The 17,893-nt window shown below is 58.9% G+C and carries 17 protein-coding genes; 5 read left to right on the forward strand and 12 right to left on the reverse strand.

Annotated features, from left to right (window positions below; translation table 11 throughout):
• Positions 1–5: 5 nt before the first annotated feature.
• The 12 genes from C5J24_RS12115 to C5J24_RS32335 all read right to left on the reverse strand — a co-directional run bounded on the left by C5J24_RS12115 (position 6) and on the right by C5J24_RS32335 (position 11,052).
• Entirely contained in the window at positions 6–2,645 is a 2,640-nt protein-coding gene (locus tag C5J24_RS12115) for a PAS domain-containing protein (RefSeq protein ID WP_105418141.1), read from the reverse strand.
• A gap of 250 nt (positions 2,646–2,895) precedes the next feature.
• Entirely contained in the window at positions 2,896–4,386 is a 1,491-nt protein-coding gene (locus C5J24_RS12120) for a mechanosensitive ion channel family protein (protein WP_105403644.1), read from the reverse strand.
• 23 nt (positions 4,387–4,409) lie between these two features.
• Positions 4,410–4,841, reverse strand: coding sequence for a CBS domain-containing protein (locus C5J24_RS12125; protein WP_046627836.1), 432 nt, complete (start codon positions 4,839–4,841; stop codon positions 4,410–4,412).
• Positions 4,842–4,973: 132 nt separating this feature from the next.
• Positions 4,974–5,387: a cupin domain-containing protein gene (locus C5J24_RS12130; RefSeq protein ID WP_046627748.1), complete on the reverse strand. Its 414-nt coding sequence runs from the start codon at positions 5,385–5,387 to the stop codon at positions 4,974–4,976.
• Between the two features lie 75 nt (positions 5,388–5,462).
• Positions 5,463–6,221: an SDR family oxidoreductase gene (locus tag C5J24_RS12135; RefSeq protein ID WP_105403645.1), complete on the reverse strand. Its 759-nt coding sequence runs from the start codon at positions 6,219–6,221 to the stop codon at positions 5,463–5,465.
• A 53-nt stretch (positions 6,222–6,274) separates the two neighbouring features.
• Positions 6,275–7,060: an alpha/beta fold hydrolase gene (locus tag C5J24_RS12140; protein ID WP_105403646.1), complete on the reverse strand. Its 786-nt coding sequence runs from the start codon at positions 7,058–7,060 to the stop codon at positions 6,275–6,277.
• A gap of 329 nt (positions 7,061–7,389) precedes the next feature.
• Positions 7,390–8,040: a response regulator transcription factor gene (locus C5J24_RS12145; RefSeq protein ID WP_046627744.1), complete on the reverse strand. Its 651-nt coding sequence runs from the start codon at positions 8,038–8,040 to the stop codon at positions 7,390–7,392.
• Between the two features lie 209 nt (positions 8,041–8,249).
• Positions 8,250–8,966, reverse strand: coding sequence for an Rrf2 family transcriptional regulator (locus tag C5J24_RS12150; protein WP_371674177.1), 717 nt, complete (start codon positions 8,964–8,966; stop codon positions 8,250–8,252).
• On the reverse strand, positions 8,917–9,666 hold the full coding sequence (locus C5J24_RS12155) for a sensor histidine kinase (RefSeq protein ID WP_172723931.1): 750 nt from the start codon (positions 9,664–9,666) through the stop codon (positions 8,917–8,919). The genes C5J24_RS12150 and C5J24_RS12155 overlap by 50 nt, the downstream gene beginning before the upstream one ends.
• A 593-nt stretch (positions 9,667–10,259) precedes the next feature.
• On the reverse strand, positions 10,260–10,496 hold the full coding sequence (locus C5J24_RS12160; RefSeq protein ID WP_105418145.1) for a hypothetical protein: 237 nt from the start codon (positions 10,494–10,496) through the stop codon (positions 10,260–10,262).
• 38 nt (positions 10,497–10,534) lie between these two features.
• Positions 10,535–10,831, reverse strand: coding sequence for a hypothetical protein (locus C5J24_RS32330; protein ID WP_105403697.1), 297 nt, complete (start codon positions 10,829–10,831; stop codon positions 10,535–10,537).
• Between the two features lie 38 nt (positions 10,832–10,869).
• Complete coding sequence (locus tag C5J24_RS32335) at positions 10,870–11,052, reverse strand: hypothetical protein (protein WP_105403698.1); 183 nt, start codon at positions 11,050–11,052, stop codon at positions 10,870–10,872.
• A gap of 553 nt (positions 11,053–11,605) precedes the next feature.
• Here C5J24_RS32335 and C5J24_RS12175 point away from each other — a divergent pair.
• The 5 genes from C5J24_RS12175 (at position 11,606) to C5J24_RS12195 (ending at position 17,851) form a co-directional block, all read left to right on the forward strand.
• Positions 11,606–12,175 (forward strand): RNA polymerase sigma factor, encoded by a 570-nt coding sequence (locus C5J24_RS12175; protein WP_172723932.1) that lies wholly within the window; start codon positions 11,606–11,608, stop codon positions 12,173–12,175.
• A 105-nt stretch (positions 12,176–12,280) separates the two neighbouring features.
• Positions 12,281–13,219 (forward strand): FecR family protein, encoded by a 939-nt coding sequence (locus C5J24_RS12180; protein ID WP_105403700.1) that lies wholly within the window; start codon positions 12,281–12,283, stop codon positions 13,217–13,219.
• A 117-nt stretch (positions 13,220–13,336) separates the two neighbouring features.
• A complete protein-coding gene (locus tag C5J24_RS12185; RefSeq protein ID WP_105403701.1) occupies positions 13,337–15,829 on the forward strand; it encodes a TonB-dependent siderophore receptor in 2,493 nt (830 codons plus the stop codon).
• 58 nt (positions 15,830–15,887) lie between these two features.
• Complete coding sequence (locus tag C5J24_RS12190) at positions 15,888–16,865, forward strand: iron-siderophore ABC transporter substrate-binding protein (RefSeq protein WP_172723933.1); 978 nt, start codon at positions 15,888–15,890, stop codon at positions 16,863–16,865.
• Positions 16,862–17,851, forward strand: coding sequence for an iron ABC transporter permease (locus C5J24_RS12195; RefSeq protein ID WP_105418151.1), 990 nt, complete (start codon positions 16,862–16,864; stop codon positions 17,849–17,851). Before C5J24_RS12190 ends, C5J24_RS12195 begins: the two co-directional genes overlap by 4 nt.
• Positions 17,852–17,893: the final 42 nt, after the last annotated feature.

Below are 17,893 nucleotides of genomic sequence, written 5' to 3' on the forward strand. Positions count from 1 at the left end.
ATGGATCATGGCATCTTCGCTACGTCGAGCGGCAGTGTGAAAACGATTTTCGCGCCGTGCGGTTCATTCTTTTCCGCCCATAACTGCCCGCCATGCGCTTCGACGATCGAGCGGGAAATTGCGAGGCCCATGCCCATGCCCTGGTCCTTGGTCGTAAAGAAGGGCTCGAAGATCTTGTCAGGGAACTGGATACCCCGGCCCCTGTCGCTGACCTCTATCCGCACCATATCGCCCGCCCGAAAAGCGCGGATCTGAAGGACACGTTCGTTTGGCACGGAAGCCATCGCATCCATGCCGTTGCGCATCAGATTGACCAACACCTGCTGGATCTGCACCCGGTCGAACGGAACGAGCCGAAGACCACTCTCGCCTTCGATATCCATCCGGATGCGCCGCCGCGCTGCCTCCTCCGCAAGCAGGTCACGCGCCTGTCTGACGACGGCGCCGAGCTCAGTGCTATCCCGTTTGTCCGTCGATTGCTTGAAGAGAGCGCGAATGCGGCTGACGACATCGGCCGCGGAATTGGCACTATGGACGATGCGATCCAGCGTTTTCTGGGCACGCTCGATATTCGGCGGCTCGGCCGTGAGCCAGCGCTGGCAGGCGCTGGAATAATTCATGACGGCTGCAAGCGGCTGATTCACCTCATGCGCAATAGACGCCGACAACTCCGCTAAGCTTGCCGCCTGACTGGAGCGGGCGAGATTTTCCTGGGCACGGCTAAGCTCCTCCTGCGCGCGCACCTGATCCTCAATATCGAGGCAAATGCCATTCCATTGCACAATCTCGCCGTCGCCGTTGCGCATGGCTGAGGCCCGGGTCTCCACCCACCGATACACACCGTCGAAGCGCCGCAGCCGATGCCTCAGCAAATACGGATCGCCGGTAGCAAGCGAATGAGCATACTGCTCCTTCACGGACGCAAGGTCATCAGGATGGATAACAGCGTCGAGCGTCCCGTCCAGCCGGGATTTTCCCAGATCATCCGTGTCTTCGAGGTTGAAGCCGAGATATTGGCGAAGACGCTGGCTGCGATAGATCGGCTTGCCATTTGGCAGAGCGCAATAAATCAGCGCAGGCAGCGTTTCGACCAGCTGTTGGAGGTGCTGCTCGCTTTCGCGCAACGCCTCCTGGCTGGTTATGAGATCATGGATATCGGAACTCACGCCATACCATTGGATGATCGTGCCTGCTTCATCGCGCGATGGTTCCGCCCGCGTTTCAGTCCAGCGATAGGTGCCGCCGGCTCGGCGTTGGCGGTATCGCCTAATGTATGGGATGCCTGTTCTCACCGAATGCAGAAAGGCCTCGCGGGCCGCCGCCCTATCATCGGGATGCACAACGCCAAGCGAAGCCGAGCCATCCGGTGCCGTCATGTCTTCAAGCCTAGCCCCTGTCACCTCCGTGAAGCGCTTGTTCACAAAGGCTGGCGTTCCATCCGCCATCGTACTCCAGATCAATGCCGGCACGGTGTCGATGAGCTGCTGCAACTGCCGTTCGCGTTCTCGGAGAGCCGCCTCGGTTTTTTTATACACGTCAATATCCAATGCTGTTCCATACCATCCGGTGATACGCCCTTGCCCGTCGCGCGTCGGGCGGGCCGCGGCCCGATGCCAGACAAAGGCGCCGTTGGCGCGCAGGACCCTATATTCGAAATTCCAGTGCTCGCCCGTCTTGAGCGCGCGGCGCAGCGTTTCTCCTGCCCTTTCGCTGTCGTCGGGATGCGCGCCGCGCTGCCAGCCTTGCCTACCGCCTTCGAGGAAAGGCTTTCCGTCCAGGAGAACGTTGAGGTCCTCAAGCGTCATCGCGATCGAGGTCTGGGCCGTGGGGGTTGCGTAGGTGAATTGCCCGATGGTGTCGATCGCCCACGCACCACCATAGAGTTTCTCGATGGCAAGCGCGGCTTGAACCGCGTCGCCCGTCTCGCCGAACGAGCTTGCCATCGTCCATGGCTCGTCTTGCCGCGCCACTGCCGGGTCGACATCGACGCTGATGCTGTAGTCCGGCTCCACGAGGAATTCGATCCAGCGGTAGCTGCCATCCTCCTGGAGCTGCCGATAACTGCTAACCTGAGGAATGCCGTGAAAGAAGGCTCGCGCCGCTGCCTGCTCCACGGCTGGCCTGTCGTGTGGATGAACCGCGTCCATTGATAGACGTGGATCCTGCGCGGGTTGATCGGCAAGTCGGTCGTCGCAGTCGTTCGGGCGCGACGGGACGGCTATATCGATCACCGTGCCGTACCATCCGGCTACCGAACCATCCCTGTCGCGTACCGGCTGTCCCGTGCTGCGCGCCCAGACATACACACCAGTCGCCCGCAGCATCCGGTGCTCGACGTTGTAATGCTCCCCCGTCCGCAAGCAACGGCGCCATGTCGCAGCTGCCGCATCGTAGTCTTCAGGATGGATCACATGTTTCCAGCCAAGCGTATGTTCCTCCGGCTGCGCATTGAGGCTTTCCAGGCTCGTGCCGAAAAAGGCGAGTGCCGCCGGCGTCACATAGATAAAATTGCCGCCGGCATCGGTTGCCCAGGCATTGCCGGTGATCCGCTCGACGATCTTTGCCGCCTGTACGGCATCGATATCGGGGGAACTTGCCGATCCCCCACTTCTACCCATCCCCGAAGCTCCGGCGGACTTCGACATGTCTCAACCCGATCCCATTTCATTTGAGATCACCATGGTTCGCTTGACACTATGCCACGGCCTCTCCACCAGGGACGGTATATGGGAGCTTGCAACAAAAACACCTGTTCCGAAGGATAGGGCGAAGATCCGCGGGCCGATTCAGCTTACGACTGTGGCTAAGCATACCGTAACCGCCAGCAGATATCCGATCCAAGTGCGGCGCAAAGAGGCAATGCCGGGGTCTTGCGGCCCGCCGTGCTCTCCATATTCAGCTGCTGAAGATCGTCCGAATTGACTTCAGAAAAGCGGTGGCAGTCCGCTCGTGTTTCTCTTCTGCAAGCCGTAGATCGCCGACGTCGCCAGAACCCGAGGATAGCATTGCCGCGATCTCCTCGGCTATTGCCGGTCGTTCGGCGATCAGCTGCGCAAAACTCTTCTGGTCGATCTCGTAAGCAGTGACGCGCGTCAGGGCCTGCAGCGTGTAGGCCTCCTCCGTTCCCACCAGAAGGCCGGTTTCCCCAAAGAAATCGCCCGAGGAAAGGCGTCTTTTTTCCTGCTCCTCGTGCTGCATCGATACGACGCCGGTGCGGATGATCATCATCCAAGGTAGCGCCTGTCCCTGGGCGACGATGACGTCACCCTCCCGATATTCGCGCTCGATTCCCGACTGAGCCAATTTCTCTCTTTCGGATCGCGTCAGCCTGGAGAGGATCGGATTTTCATCGACAACCTCCTGCAGTATCGCTTCAGGAGGTGCAGAGATTTCCTGCAAGTAAGTTCCGTCCATGATGGCGATCGCCGAGGGCGGCATCGCAAGATGCAGCCCGGACGATCGGCAATGACGGTAGACTCGATCGATCACCTCGTTTTGAGCCCTTATTCTCAGAAGTGGATTGCTCACGCGGAAAAAAAGACGGATTTCCAGCGCGGTGGCATCGAGGCCGCCGAACGAGACCAGTGGCGGTGGCTCGCGGATGATCGAATTGCAGCCGGCCAGAACCGTCAACATGGCCTCCTCGACAATTGAGGGTGCGTGCGTCGGGACCAGCCGTACTGTCATCTTTAGGAGATGCGTTTCATCGGGCCGGCTGACATTGGTCAGCTTCAGCTTTGCAAGGACACTATTAGGCACCACGACGATGTTGTTGGCGCCCGTCAGAATTTGCGTCGAGCGCCAGGTGCTTGCTGTAACTCGTCCTTCCGTGCCGTCTTCAAGGAGAATCCAGTCGCCTAGCGCAAAGGTACGCCCGAGATTAAGGGCGACACCGGAAAAGACGTCGCCGAGTGTATTCTGAAGGGCAAGACCAAGCGCAATGGCGATGACGCCGGACGTCGCGATCAGCGTTCCAACAGGAGCGCCGAAAACAAAAGCCAGGGCGGCAAGCGTGACACACATGTAGACGACACCGACGACAATGTCCTGCAGCAGGCGGGCCTCGCGGGGCCGACCTTCCAATACAAGATAGATGCGCACGAACCCGATGACGGCCCAGGAGAGATGGAGCCACCACAGCAATTGGCCGAAAACGATGAACACGGCACGCTCGTCGCCGATCCGCAGGCCTTGAGATTCACCGAGCGGAATATCTTCGAGAAAGAGGACGGAGGTCATGGCCGTGAAAAAGACGATCTGCACCACGAGCCGCAGGTTGGAGTGTAACGGACCGATGAGCTTCCAAACGGCCATCCCGGTCAAACCTAGAATGATCAGCCATGCGAGCGGCGCGGCGGCGATTTCACCCACATATGCCTGAAGCATGATGATCGTCCCGTATTCGGAGGTCAGTAGCCGATGCCGGCGATGTAATTCGCCAGCATGTGTTCCTGCAACTGCTCCTGCTCGAAGAGAACCTTCAGGGCGTCGCGGATATCTAGAACGCCGAGCGGCTTTGCGTCTGCGCCAAGGATCGGCATGTTCTGGATGCGGGTTTCCACCATGACCTGCCATGTCGCCTGTAGTTCATCTGCCGGGCTGCAGGAAATGATGTTGCGGCTCATCAGCGCCTCGACGCTTGCATTCGGCTCGCGGTCGGCAAGATGGCGAATAAGATCGGATTTGCTGAGTACCCCAGCTGCCTTTCCGTGTCCCTCGCTGACGACCACAAGTCCAATCCCCGGGTTGGAAAGCGTCAGGGCGGCGGCCTGCAGTGTGGCGGCGACATCGATCACCATCAGGCGGGCCGATGTCATGGGATAGAGCTTTTCGATGCGCATGATTTCCTCCTGACGGCGCTCGCAGGCACAGCCGGACATGTCGGTATCAACTGTAATCGGAACCGGAATGGCGCCGGCTAGGGGCGCCGTTCCGTCATTTATTCAGGCGAGAACCGCCTTTCCCGTTCGAGTTTACTTTTCGTAGGTCGTCAGATTGGTCTCGTTCGTGTCGACGACGAACACGGCAAGGAGGCGAGCACGCTCCGTCTTGCTTGCATTTTCGCTAACGGCGTGATGGTCGCCGGGAAACTCGGAAAAGTTCTCGCCGGCATGGTAGACCGTCACCGGCCCACCATTGACCCTGCTGGTTATCGCTCCTTCCAGAACCGTCGCGTAAATGAAGGCGGACTTGGGATGCGTGTGAGCGGGCGAGGAGCCGCCGGGCGCATATTCGACAAGCACGCCCTTCATGCTCTTACCGGGCACGTTGGGCAGTGGCTGGTCGTAGACCACCGTTACCTTCTCATCGCTGTGGTCATCATCCGCCGAAACCGCAGCCGCGGAGGCAAATACGAGAGCCGTCGCGCAAAGAAATGTCCTGATCATCTTCGTCTCCTGGGAAATGAGGCTTGCCGGCCCTGAGAGACCGGTGAAGCCGGGAGGAATTTGCGAGTGAGCCGCTTACTTTTTCTGGGCGGCAGGGGACTGGAGCCAGTCCTCGAAGCGAATCGCGCCAAGGCGAGCGCCGGCATCCGGAACCAGTGTCCGGTCGTCGATCTCGACCTCGAAATAGCGGGCATGCGGATCGGCGAGGATGGTTCTCGGATCATTGGTGGCCTTGAGGTAGCGCTCAATGAATTCATTCATTGGTGCGCGCTCGGGCCCGGCGATCTCGATCATACCGTTCGCCGGTTTAGCTAGAGCGGCGTCAGCCATGGCGTCGGCGACATTGTCCGCTGCGATCGGCTGAAAAGCGCCCGTCGGCACGCGAACACTCGTTCCTTCGGTTGCCGACTGGGCGATGGCACCCACGAACTCGAAGAACTGGGTGGCATGGACGATTGTGTATGGCACTCCTGAGCTGCGGATATGCTCTTCCTGACGCAGTTTGGCTCGGAAATATCCCATCGCCTGCATACGATCTGTGCCGACCACCGACAGCGCGACATGATGACGAACGCCTGCGGCCTTTTCCGCCGCAAAGAGGTTGCGACCAGCTGCATCGAAGAATTCCATTGCGACGTTCTCGTCGAAGGACGGCGAGTTCGCCAGATCGATAACCACCTCGGCACCGGCCAGAGCTCCGGCAAGACCTTCTCCAGTCACTGTGTTCACGCCCGAATTTGGAGATGCGGCAAGCACCTCATGTCCCTTCTTGCGAAGCCGTTCGACGGTTTTCGAACCAATGAGGCCCGTGCCTCCAATTACGACGATCTTCATGTCCTATCTCCTGGTTTCAAGTTTGATATTGAGTTGCGGGTCTGCTGCCGGCGTTATTCCGCCGAAGCTGCTTCCTCGATTAGAGAGGCTATTTCCTTGGGATGTGACACCGTCAGGGCATGCGAACCGCCCTCGATGACGACGGTCTTCAACGCATGCGCGCGCTTGGCCATGAAGCTCAGCACGGCTGGCGGGATATTGCGATCTGCGGAACCGTAAATGGAGTAGGACGGCAGCGTCTTCCAGGAGGCGGCGCCCGACGGTTCGGCCAACGCGGCCTGAGTGATTGGGCGCTGGGTGGCTGCCATCAACCGCGCCTCGTCTTCGGCCACATCGGCGGCGAACTGATCGTGGAAGCGGTCCCGTCGAATGTAGAGGTCCTGCCCGCCGCCCGGCAGCGCAGTCGTAGTCAAAGCGTCCGCCAGCGTGCTGCCGGGATATTTTCCCGAAAGGCTCGCGCTTGATTCACCGGCCTCCGGAGCGAAAGCGGAGACATAGACCAAAGCCTTTACATTCGAATTTCCGTTCGCCGCTTCGGTGATGACCGGCCCGCCGTATGAATGACCGACCAGCACCACCGGTCCCGAAATCGAGCGGAGGACACTTGCGACAGTCGCGGCATCGCTGGCGACGCTGCGGAGCGGGTTGGCAGCGGCGATCGCCGTATAACCGTCCCTGGCAAGCGCGCTGATAACACCGTTCCAGCTCGACGAGCCGGCGAATGCGCCGTGCACCAGCACGATCGTCGGTTTGGCGGGCGGTTCCGCGGCATGTGCGAATGCTGCAACTGCCGTACCCACCATTGCGGCAAGCGACAGAGTTTTGATGATATCGCGCATCTTACGTCTCCTGTTAAAGCCTCTTCGACTGGTCAGGAGAATGCGCTACGCCGGGCCGCCAGCCTATCGAACAGAGGCATCGACCATCTAGTCCCAGAGTACAGGTAGGATAGATCGGGTGATTAGGTTATCCCGCCTGAACTCAGGGCAACCGCCCCCGTGAAAAGGGAGGGCCTCATGCCTCGCCAATAATCGGCGGCTAAAGCTCGAAGACAATCCCAGCTTTCCGGGTTGTGTCAGATGGCGAAGGAAGGGGCGTACGGCGCTGACGCGCCAAGACCAATGCCTCGGGGAGCAGCTTTTGGCTGTGAGGACAGTATTGCGCAGGCTCAAGCCTGCGGCGTCTCGCGAAGACTGGAAGGCAATGAATCCCAGGCGCGAATGAGTTCGCCGATAGAAATAGTCCGCATCTTACGCATTACATTGCTGCGGTGGAGTTTTACCGTGATCTCGCTGATGCCGAGCTCGAAAGCGATTTGCTTGTTGAGGCGGCCGCGCGCAACTTCACGAAGCACCTGACGTTCGCGCGGCGTCAGCGTCGCGAACCGGCTGGAATGCTGATGGATGTTCTCCGCCTGCGCCCTCTGCTCCACGTCCCGCTGAATGCCCGCAATCACGGCGTCCAACAACGTCTGGTCGCGAACCGGTTTCGTCAGGAAATCGACGGCGCCGGCCTTCATGGCTTGCACCGTCATCGGAATGTCGCCGTATCCTGTGAGAAAGACAATGGGTTTCGTAATTCCGCGCGCCGAGAGTTGATGCTGCAAGTCAAGACCACTCGCGCCGGGCATTCGGACATCTAGCACCAGGCAGCCGGGCCGATCGGGGAGACCGGCGCTCAACAGTTCCCGGGGCGACGGGAAACAGACGACATCAAGCCCGACAGATTCCATAAGTTCCTGAAGGGAGTTGCGAACGTCTTCGTCGTCGTCGACGACGAGGACCAATGGACTATCCGCAGTGACGGTTAAGGTGTCCATCGGATCACCTCTCGAAAAGGCGGGAAACAGGCTTCACGAAGCGTCTCCCGCCAACCGAATCGTCTCCCGGCTGAATGGGCAACAGCGAGTGAGAAGCAGCGCTGCCTTCTAGGACGATTGTATCCTTCATTGCTCTACATCCCCATCTACCCGAGCGGCCGCGTTTTCAGCCCGCCAGCCGCAACTTCACGTCCTGCTTCGCCTGCAATTCAGGGCAACGCTCCATCTTCCGCAGCAGGCCCCCGGGTCCTGGTCCTTGCCCTGTCGACAAGCCATTTGCGAACATCGTCGGAGAACGCTGGCGGCGCCTTGCGCGCCAAATCACCGGCAATATCCGCCAACGTCTGGCTCGCGAGCGAATCTCGCATAGCTTTCTCAGCACGCAACATCACCGCATGGATCGCGCATACGCCTTTCGTTGCCCATGACGGTGGCCGCTCCCGATATACAGCGCAGCGGCTACGAATCTCTTGGCAGTCAAACAAGGGCTTTCTGCCTTCGATCGCGTCAACAACCTCCAGAACGGTGATATCTTGGGGCTGCTTTGCAAGCAGATATCCTCCTTTGATGCCCTCGGATGCGGTCACGATCCCCGCCTTCTCCAGCTTCGGAAATACCTTCGCCACAAAGCTAGGCGAAATCCCCTGAAAGTCAGCCAGATCGCGACTGCTGAGCGGCGCTCCCGGCGAGCTTGTCAACCACAGGAGACAATGCAACCCGTATTCCACACCTGCCGTTATGTGAGCCATAACGCGGACTATACTTGTCCGCGTTATGGCTGGCAAGCACTGATTTGAACTGCCCCGAAGCGGAACTGCGGCGGCACGGAAATCAATAACCGCTGAAGAGGGCAACGTCTGGCTTCCGCCTAAGCCATCATCGGCATACGCCAATCGGCAGATACATTGTGACCTGAGTGCCGGCATTGAGTTTACTTTCAACTGCGATATGTCCCCCCACTTCCTCGACGAACCGCTTGACCACGGGCAGGCCGAAGCCGCCAAGCCCCGTCGCTCTTGTTGTGAAGAAGGGCTCGAAGGCGCGCTGCAGCGTATCTGCGCTCATGCCGAGGCCATTGTCCAAGATCTCTATCTCGACAGCCGCCGTAGATCCGCCTTTTGCCGCTCTTCGCGCGGCAAGTGCGATAGTCCCGCCATCCGGCATGGCATCGCGCGCATTCGTCAGCAGGTTCATAATGGCTCCCAGCAGATTGATCCGACTGCAGGTCAGGGGCGGTAAATCCGGCTCCACCTGAACGTCGAGCTGAATTTCGGGCTCCCAGATTTTCTCGACCAGCTCCCGAAGCTCGCTCAGGCAGCCACCGATGCTGACAGCTTCCACCGAGGCCGCTCCCTCGCGTGCCCGACGGAGGGTCTGCTCCACAAGCGTTCCGGCGCGTGCAAGAGACATTCTCGCGCTGGAAACGATGGGCGGCAGGCTCGGATCGGCCGCCAAATGAGCGTTGCGGGAGAGGATGTTCAATGCTGATACCGCAACCTGTATGAGATTGCCCAGATCATGAACCGTGCCGGGGATGGAATCGGGCGGGTGACCCTTAGCGGCGGCACCGGCAACAGAAAGTGGAAAGTCGTTCTTGGCTTGCAAGCCTATTTCGCTATGCGACATGAGATCCTCCATGGGCGCAGAACAGGCCCAAATCGGTCAGCAACTCACCGCAAACTAAGGGATGGCAGCGGTGGGATCGATCAAGCTAAGGATGGGACATGGCCATACCGATAGATAGGTTTTCGCGGGGGTGGTCTTGTCTCGAGCAGGATGGCTCGGAGCAGTAGGCAAATATGCTGGGTCAATCCGATCGATCTTAGATACGCACCGAAGGATTAGCCGCATCCGCCGCAAGCAAGGTTCAATTGTCCGTATAATTGGGCAGCGGCGCGGTCCGCATGGCCTCGCGCTCGTCACAGCGACTACAAAGTCTCGCAATCCATGACCTCGAATGACGAGGTCATGTTGCTGTTGGTTGCTATCTAGCCGGCGATATAGGATGTCAAGACGGGATCGGCGACCGAAGGGTCCGCACCCCCCCGGCCGCCGGCTCGCCAACGCTTTTCGCGGAGTTCAAGTAGCGCGAAACCACGGAGCAGTTACAACTAGTCAATGCGGAGGCCTTGCCCAATCCGGACCATTCTCACCTGCCGCTTTAAGGCGCCGGCGCATTCTCTGGCGCAGGAGTCTGCGAATTCGCCGTCAGTCGGACTTCAGGCATGCAATCGTGGTTTCCCCCAATCCAGGCGGAGTTCGCGCGTCAACGAATTGGAATAGAGAGCCAACATTCCGCGTGCCGCCCGGTCGCCTTGAAGGGACTCGAACCTAAAATCTCCTTGGGATTGAACATGGGAGGCGAAGCTGTATCCAATGAAGTTGATGTTGATCTTGCCGTCCAGGTGGCGCTTCGGCTGCTGGCCTCGACGGGACAAAACCAGGAATGCGGACATCCTCAGTCACCTCAAGCCGCGCCCCTCTCCACGATCGATCAGCCCGTTCGCTCGAAAATCAGGCGGACCAAAGTTCCATCGCTTGCAGCGGCATTGATTGTCGTCGCAATCAGCCGGAGCGGTCCCCGCGCGACGAGCGCTTTCGGCTGAGGGTGTTGTCCGGGACCGGCGTCGAAAAAGGCAGAGCATTGATGATCGGTGTCGAGCACGGCGATGAAGGATGTTGTGACGACAGTTTCGCCGCAAGCGGCGCATCGGAGAATGTACGATCCGAAACGGACAACGGATTCTGTGTCAGCCCGTCCGCACGACACGCAGGCCAAAATACCGTTCATTGCATCACTTGCACCTGGCGACGTTGCGTCTGTATGGCTCATGAGGCGGCGGCTAGAATGATCGCAATAACGAGCAGCAGCGGACCCATCCACTTGAAATGACGAACGACCGACGGCCGACGGGCCGGATTGCTTGATAGCGACAGATAACCAAATCCGACCCCCGTCATCCAAAGGCCAGCGCAAAACATGATGAATTCGTCAATGTACGCTGCTACCATGCTTCTCTGCCTCAGGGTTGTTGAATGTGGCCAAATTTTCGTCGTTGGCCATCGCCACCAGGTCTTGTAAATCATGACGGCGGAGCCGCTCGCTTTGCGGATTGTCGAGAGGTTCAAGTGGCTTCACCCGCGTGAGACCGGCCAAGACTACCTGAGCTAACGCCGTCAGAATGCTGTCTTAGGTCATGAATTACCACCGCCCTGGTCTATGTAAAAGCATAAACCCGTTTTCGCTTGGCGGAAACGAGCAACCTCCCAGCGTTCAGATGCCTTGGGTCTAAAAACTCGATACCCCTAACCGCGCGCTCTGGTGAGGGAGTAGCATTCCCCGCTATTCGGGACGCCGAGCCTTTTCCGAGGCAACATTCCGCTGAACGTCCCTAGCCGAGGCGGATGTTCAAGATTCGAGATGGAAATCGGGGAGTTCTTGCGGCTCTCTGGTATCTGGCCCTCGCCCCGTTTAGCCCCTGGAGGCGATGCCAGGCTCGACAGTGATGTTCGAAGAAGCGTGGCCTTGAAACGCCTACCTATTCGCTCTAATGAATGGCGAAGGTTGAGCATCGGCCATATTTCGGTGGTACAGGCAGTTCAGGAAATGACGGATTCGGTGCTCTCGGACGGCAATGATCCCCAGCGGTTCCTCGCGGGTGTCATCGAACGATGCTACGGAGAGCTCCGACGCTATGCGCGACGGAGGGTTGGCGACGATGCGGTGGCGGACGAACTTGTCCAAGAGGCTTGTCTACGGCTGGTGACGACTGGCAACGACCTGCCGTTCAATCCACGGGCCTATCTCTACCGCATACTCTCGAATCTCGTTACTGATCACCATCGCCATCGAGTGCGCCTCCAGAGAAGTTTCATCGACGCTGGCACCCTGGATGCTGCCGATGATCGGCCGGATGCGGAGCGGGAGGTCATCGGCCGGCAGCGACTGGCAGTTCTCGCACAGGCCGTTGCTGAACTTCCGCCGCGATGCCGCGAGTGCTTCGTTCTTCGGCGCTTCGAAGGGTTGTCCCACGCCGAAATCGCCAATCGGATGAGGATCAGCACCAGTGCTGTGGAGAAGCACCTGGCAGCGGCAACGGTCCACTGCGCTCGGCGCGTAAAGGCAAATGACTAAATTTGCACCCGACCTGGGGCTTGGCTCCTCCAGAACGTCTTCTGTTTTGGTTGGACTAACTCATTGTCTCATTGTCTCTGGACGTTACAAGGCTAACCGTTGTTCATGACGGATCTCAACGACAAGGATATGCTGGAACAGGCGGCCGAATGGTTCTTTCGGCGCGATGGCGGCCCTCTCTCGGTAGAGGATGAGGTGGCATTCCGTTCTTGGCTTGCGGCCTCAGATCAACACCGCGACGCTTATTCAGAAATTGCCGGCACTTGGCGGGACCTTGGAGCGGCTCAGCTAACCCCGGCCTTTCTAACGCCGCCTCCGCCTGCGCGTGACTTCCTGCGACCGATCGCGGCCGGCTTCACGTTTCTCTGTCTCCTTGGCCTTGGCATTTACGTCCTCGACGTTCCATCGACATTGTTTGCCGATGGCTATACGGCAATTGGCGAATTCCAGGTCCTGGCTTTGCCGGACGGCTCAACAGCCGAAATGAACAGCGGCACGGCTATTACAATTGCCTACTCTTCTGGTGAACGCAGAATCCACCTTAAGAAGGGTGAGGCTGTCTTCACCGTGATTTCCGATCCGCACCGACCTTTCATTGTGGAGTCCGAGGGAGGCGAGGCAACTGCGCTCGGCACCGTATATGGTGTTCGAAACGATGACCGCGGCGGTGTCGTGACGGTAATCGAAAGCCATGTTGCCGTTTCGGGCAAGCCTGCCGGAGCATCCGTCGAACTCGGCCCGGATGAACGTGTCCGTTACGAAGATGGCCATCTTGGCTCCATCGAGAAAGTGGATGCTGCATCCGAAACGGCATGGAGACGGAGAAAGCTGATCTTCGTCGACCGGCCGCTGGGCGAGGTTATCGACGAACTCAACCGCTATCATAAGGGAGTGATAAGGATTGTCGATGGGTCCATCAGAGCGCGACGGGTCAGCGGCGTGTTTGAGACAAGCGACATCGTCAAGATCATCGAGGCGCTGGAAAAATCCTTTGGATTCAATGACACACGGCTGGGAAGTCTCGTGATCTTGATCCATCGCTGAATTTTTTTGAAATATCTTGATTTCCTTACTCCGGTTTTTCTCTGGGCAAACGTCTTAGACCGCGAAATCATCTGATTGCCTGTTGTCAGCGGTCAGAGATGTGTCCAGGGGGTCTACATGAATTCTCACTTTGCGGCGTCTCACCGCTCCACGCGCAGGCTGGCGGTATTTCTTGCGACGACGGTATTTTTGCCGGTTGTCACGGTTCCTTTCGTCGGCATCGCCGCTGCTCAGGAGCGAGCCGTGACGGTGCGGTATGAAATCGCAGCCGGGCCCCTGCCCCAGGCATTAAACCGCTTTGCAGACGTGGCGGGTTTGCAACTTATCTACGATGCTGCGGCCACACGATCGTTGCGGACAGATGGCTTCCGGGGAGAAGGCGCAGCGCCGGAAGTGATCGCCAAGCTGTTGTCGGGGACTGGACTAACCTGGCGGTTCACCAGCAGAAACAGCGTGACGATTATCGGCCCATCGGAGACGGCAAGCGGCGCGTTTGGCTCCGACGACGCGACCGTCCTTCAGCCCATCATTCTAAGCGGCGGCCAGTCGAGTGAGGATTCCTACAATTTGGATTCCAGCACCACGGCCACCCGTATCTCCGCCGATATTCAGAAGACACCACGTTCGGTAAACGTCGTGACACAGCGACAGATGATCGACCGGGGGGTATCCGATCTCGAAGAAGCAATCGCCTATTCGCCAGGTGTCGCCACCGGACTCTACGGTAACGATGATCGCTACGACCAGTACGTGATCCGCGGTTTTGAAACCCAGAATGTCGGTACCTATCGAGATGGCATGCCGTTGCGCACATTCGGCTGGGCGGCATGGCGGACCGAACCTTTCGGGTTGGAGCGCCTCGATATTCTCCGGGGGCCGACCTCCGATCTTTATGGGTCCAACGAGCCGGGGGGCCTGGTCAATGCCGTGACCAAACGTCCGAGCTTCGAGCCAGGCAATACGGTCTTTGGCCGTCTTTCCAGCTATGGAGGAATGGAGGCCGGCATCGACAGCACTGGCCCGATCGGCGATGATTTCGCCTATCGCTTCGTCGGTGTGGCCAACCGATCAGGCACAAATTATGACGAAGTCGATCGGGGACGTTTCTACGTGGCGCCTTCGTTGACGTGGAAGCCGGAAGACACAACCAGCCTCACTCTTTTCGCAGAAATTCAAAAGGACCATGTCGGAGACAGCTGGTCGGTTGTGCCGGAATACGGATCGCGGCGCCACAACCCGCTTGGGCATTTCTCGCCGGATACCTACACCGGACTTGCAGACCACAACTCCGTCAAAACCAGGCAGACCACCGTCGGCTATGAGTTCGAGCATGAGTTCGAAACGGGCATCACCTTCCATAGCAAAGCGCGATATGCGCAAAACGACTGGCGGATGCGAACCGCGGTTCCGGCCGCTTTCGTCTCGCTGCCTGCACTGTTTGGTGTACCTGGAGCAGATCCGAGTTCGGTTGACACCGCGTTGCTCAGCAAGTTCGATCTAGACCAGAAGGCCTACCAGGCGAGTTTCGATAACAATTTATCTTACGAATTCGAGTCCGGAGACTTGAGCGGCACTATTGTGGCAGGCTTCGATCATTACCTTGCCCGTTCCGATGTGGATTATGCCCAGGGATATCTGGGAGAGCTGAATCTCTTCACGGGTGATCTGACAAACTTCCTGTCCGGGCTTCCCACCCATCTGCCTGCCGTTTTGAACAATGACATAGATCAGACGGGTGTGTATCTGACGAGCCGGAGTGAGTTCGACAACCTCGTTTTCAGTGGCGGCATCCGGCATGATTGGGTCACGAGCTCAACAGAAACGAGTGCCGGAAAGATCACATCCGAAGGTCAGGTGACGTCCGGCAGTTTCGGCATTGCCTGGAATTTCGATGATGCATGGACCGTCTATGGCAACGCTGCCTACTCCTTCAACGTTCCCCCCGCCGGCATCACGGCAAGTGGCGCGGCCCTCGACATGGAGACGTCACGTGCCTACGAAATCGGCCTGCGTTACAAGCTGCCGGAAGACCGCGGTCACTTTAACGTGGCCCTGTTCGACACAACAAAGCTGAACGCCACTTATAACGACCCGACCGACTTGACTGGAATAACAAAGATCCAGGCAGGCAAGGTTCGCTCAATGGGTGTCGACGTCGACGCGCTTCTTGAGCTTAGCCACGGCTTCACGGTTCTCGGCTCCTACACGTATGTGGATGCCGAGGTGACGAAGGATCCGACGCTCCAGGGCAAGAGGCCCGCGAGGGCGCCTGTCCATTCGGCCTCCGCCTGGGTCAAACATGATGTGCAGGCGCCTGCGCTTGAAGGTCTCAGTCTTGGGATCGGGATACGGCATGTCGGCTCATATTTTTCGGATGCCACCAACGCCTATCATATCAGCTCCGCTAACCTTCTCGATGCATCGATCAGCTATCAGCGGGACGGCTGGAGCCTCGTTCTGGCCGCGCGCAACCTCGCCGACAAGAAATACGAGGCCGAATGCAATGCCGCCACATTCGCTACGGCGGTAGGCCCACTGGCGGACTATGCCGGTAGCTGCACCTACAACGAGGGGCGACGGGTGACGTTCACCGCGTCGCGCAAATTCTGAACCAATGCATCCAGCGAAGCGAAGGCACCTCTGGGTGTTAGATTATTCGGGGCACCCGATGCAGGTTTTGAGAAGATTGATAGTCCTGTCGACGCTGTTATTGACCGCGAGCAGCGCGTGTGCGGAAGACTTCCCGCGCACGATCGAGCATCGCTACGGGTCTACGGTCGTGACGACAAAGCCGGTTCGAGTGGTCACACTCAGCTACATCGGGCACGACTTCGCGCTGGCATTGGGGATCAAACCGGCAGGCTTGCGCTACTGGTACGGAAACAACCCAAAGGGCGTCTGGCCTTGGGCAGAGAAAGCTCTCGGAGACGAAGTCCCGGTTGTCTTGAGTGGTCAGATCGATCTCGAACGAATCGCTGCGCTGCACCCTGACCTCATTGAGGGCATGTGGTCAGGCATGACCGAAGCCGAATACCGATTCCTGTCGAGAATAGCGCCCACCTTGCCACCGGCGGCCGACGGCGGGGATTACGACATGCGCTGGCAGGAGATGACCAGAGTTTTCGGTTACGCGACGGCTCGCGAAACGGCCGCAAAGGAGATTATTGATCGACTGGAGGGGAAGTTCGCGGCCGTTCGGGCGGCACACCCCGATTGGCATACGAAGACAGCGGTGATGGCGTCTATACGAGGGCCCGAAACCTTCACGTCGCGCGATGTCAGAAGTCGCTTCCTTGCCGCCCTTGGCTTCAGAACGCCAGACGCGGTCGATGCGCTGGCGGTGGGGCGGAGTTTCTATGTGCGCTTGTCTCCTGAAGATCTGACCCCGATCGACACTGACGTACTGATCTGGCTGAATTCCGGAAAAGGGCGCCCTGAGTTCGCAAGCCAGCCGCTTTATCCCTTTCTCCGTGCTGTCAGGACTGGGCGTGAGGTCCATGCTGACGTCCTGCTTTCTGCCGCGCTTTCACATTCCAGTCCGCTCAGCCTCGACTATGCGCTTTCGAGCCTCGTTCCGGAGCTTGAGAAGGTGCTGGCAAGTACTTCGCCCTCAAACGCTGCTAGCGCCGGGGGCCAAAACCCATGAAGAGCCGGCCGCTGTTACTCCTCGCGTTGCCCATTTTCCTGATATTGTTCGGTCTGACACTCTCACTCGGCCCTCGGCCTATTACGTTTAACGAGCTGTGGAATGCACTCGTTGCCAGAGATTTTAATCGGCCCGAAGATATTGTCGTGTGGTCGTTGCGAATACCGCGGCTGGTGGCAGCCTTATTGTGCGGCGCGGCCCTCGGAGCGGCTGGCTCCGTCATGCAGACAGTTACCCGAAACCCGTTGGCAGACCCTGGGCTGCTTGGAATCAATGCCGGAGCGGCTTTCGGTGTGGTGATCTTCATTGCCGTTGCCGGCGATGCAATAACATTGGCAAGATCGGTGGCCGCCATGGCGGGCGCAACCTCGGGTGCCTTGGCTGTTCTGGCGCTTGGAGCCTTTGCGGGCAGCAGGCCGCACCCCATACGTCTGCTTCTCGCGGGTGCTGCCGTCAGCGCGTTCTTCCTGGCGATTGTGCGTGGCTTCCTTTTGCTGAGCCAGCAAGCGCTCGACACCTATCGTTTCTGGGTCATGGGCGGGCTTGACGGGATATCCATGGCAGCCATCGGGACGTTGTCGCCACTGTTCGCCGTAGGCCTCGTCCTCGCGGTGGCTGCCGGATTGATGCTGAACGCCTATGTGCTCGGCGAGGATCACGCCAGGTCGCTTGGCGTCGATATTCGGCTCGCCTACCTGCTTGGACTTGCCGCCGCCGTTTGTCTCTGCTCGGCCGTTGTCACGCTGGCAGGCCCTATCGGCTTTGTCGGACTGATCGCGCCACATCTTGCCATGGGGCTGGTCGCCGGGGACGAGCGTATTCGGCTATTGGTGTCGGCTCTTCTGGGCGCCACCATCCTCCTGGCTGCCGATATCGCTGGACGTCTGCTGTTTGCCGGCACGGGCATGCAGGCGGGGGTGATGGTCGCCGTGATCGGCGCACCGGCTCTGATCCTTGCAATCCGGAGAGGACGGGTAGGCGTATGAGAAGGCCAACTGCTGTGACGTGGCGATGCTTTGCGTTTTCCG

The sequence above is a fragment of the Neorhizobium sp. T25_27 genome, from assembly GCF_002968565.1.
Lineage (GTDB): Bacteria > Pseudomonadota > Alphaproteobacteria > Rhizobiales > Rhizobiaceae > Neorhizobium > Neorhizobium tomejilense.

Excerpts from the sequence above, each read along its gene's own strand:
- C5J24_RS12115 (WP_105418141.1), bottom strand. The coding sequence starts at position 2,645 with ATGTCGAAGTCCGCCGGAGCTTCGGGGATGGGTAGAAGTGGGGGATCG.
- C5J24_RS12120 (WP_105403644.1), bottom strand. The coding sequence starts at position 4,386 with ATGCTTCAGGCATATGTGGGTGAAATCGCCGCCGCGCCGCTCGCATGG.
- C5J24_RS12125 (WP_046627836.1), bottom strand. The coding sequence starts at position 4,841 with ATGCGCATCGAAAAGCTCTATCCCATGACATCGGCCCGCCTGATGGTG.
- C5J24_RS12130 (WP_046627748.1), bottom strand. The coding sequence starts at position 5,387 with ATGATCAGGACATTTCTTTGCGCGACGGCTCTCGTATTTGCCTCCGCG.
- C5J24_RS12135 (WP_105403645.1), bottom strand. The coding sequence starts at position 6,221 with ATGAAGATCGTCGTAATTGGAGGCACGGGCCTCATTGGTTCGAAAACC.
- C5J24_RS12140 (WP_105403646.1), bottom strand. The coding sequence starts at position 7,060 with ATGCGCGATATCATCAAAACTCTGTCGCTTGCCGCAATGGTGGGTACG.
- C5J24_RS12145 (WP_046627744.1), bottom strand. The coding sequence starts at position 8,040 with ATGGACACCTTAACCGTCACTGCGGATAGTCCATTGGTCCTCGTCGTC.
- C5J24_RS12150 (WP_371674177.1), bottom strand. The coding sequence starts at position 8,966 with ATGCCGGCACTCAGGTCACAATGTATCTGCCGATTGGCGTATGCCGAT.
- C5J24_RS12155 (WP_172723931.1), bottom strand. The coding sequence starts at position 9,666 with ATGTCGCATAGCGAAATAGGCTTGCAAGCCAAGAACGACTTTCCACTT.
- C5J24_RS12160 (WP_105418145.1), bottom strand. The coding sequence starts at position 10,496 with ATGTCCGCATTCCTGGTTTTGTCCCGTCGAGGCCAGCAGCCGAAGCGC.
- C5J24_RS32330 (WP_105403697.1), bottom strand. The coding sequence starts at position 10,831 with ATGAACGGTATTTTGGCCTGCGTGTCGTGCGGACGGGCTGACACAGAA.
- C5J24_RS32335 (WP_105403698.1), bottom strand. The coding sequence starts at position 11,052 with ATGGTAGCAGCGTACATTGACGAATTCATCATGTTTTGCGCTGGCCTT.
- C5J24_RS12180 (WP_105403700.1), top strand. The coding sequence starts at position 12,281 with ATGACGGATCTCAACGACAAGGATATGCTGGAACAGGCGGCCGAATGG.
- C5J24_RS12185 (WP_105403701.1), top strand. The coding sequence starts at position 13,337 with ATGAATTCTCACTTTGCGGCGTCTCACCGCTCCACGCGCAGGCTGGCG.
- C5J24_RS12190 (WP_172723933.1), top strand. The coding sequence starts at position 15,888 with ATGCAGGTTTTGAGAAGATTGATAGTCCTGTCGACGCTGTTATTGACC.
- C5J24_RS12195 (WP_105418151.1), top strand. The coding sequence starts at position 16,862 with ATGAAGAGCCGGCCGCTGTTACTCCTCGCGTTGCCCATTTTCCTGATA.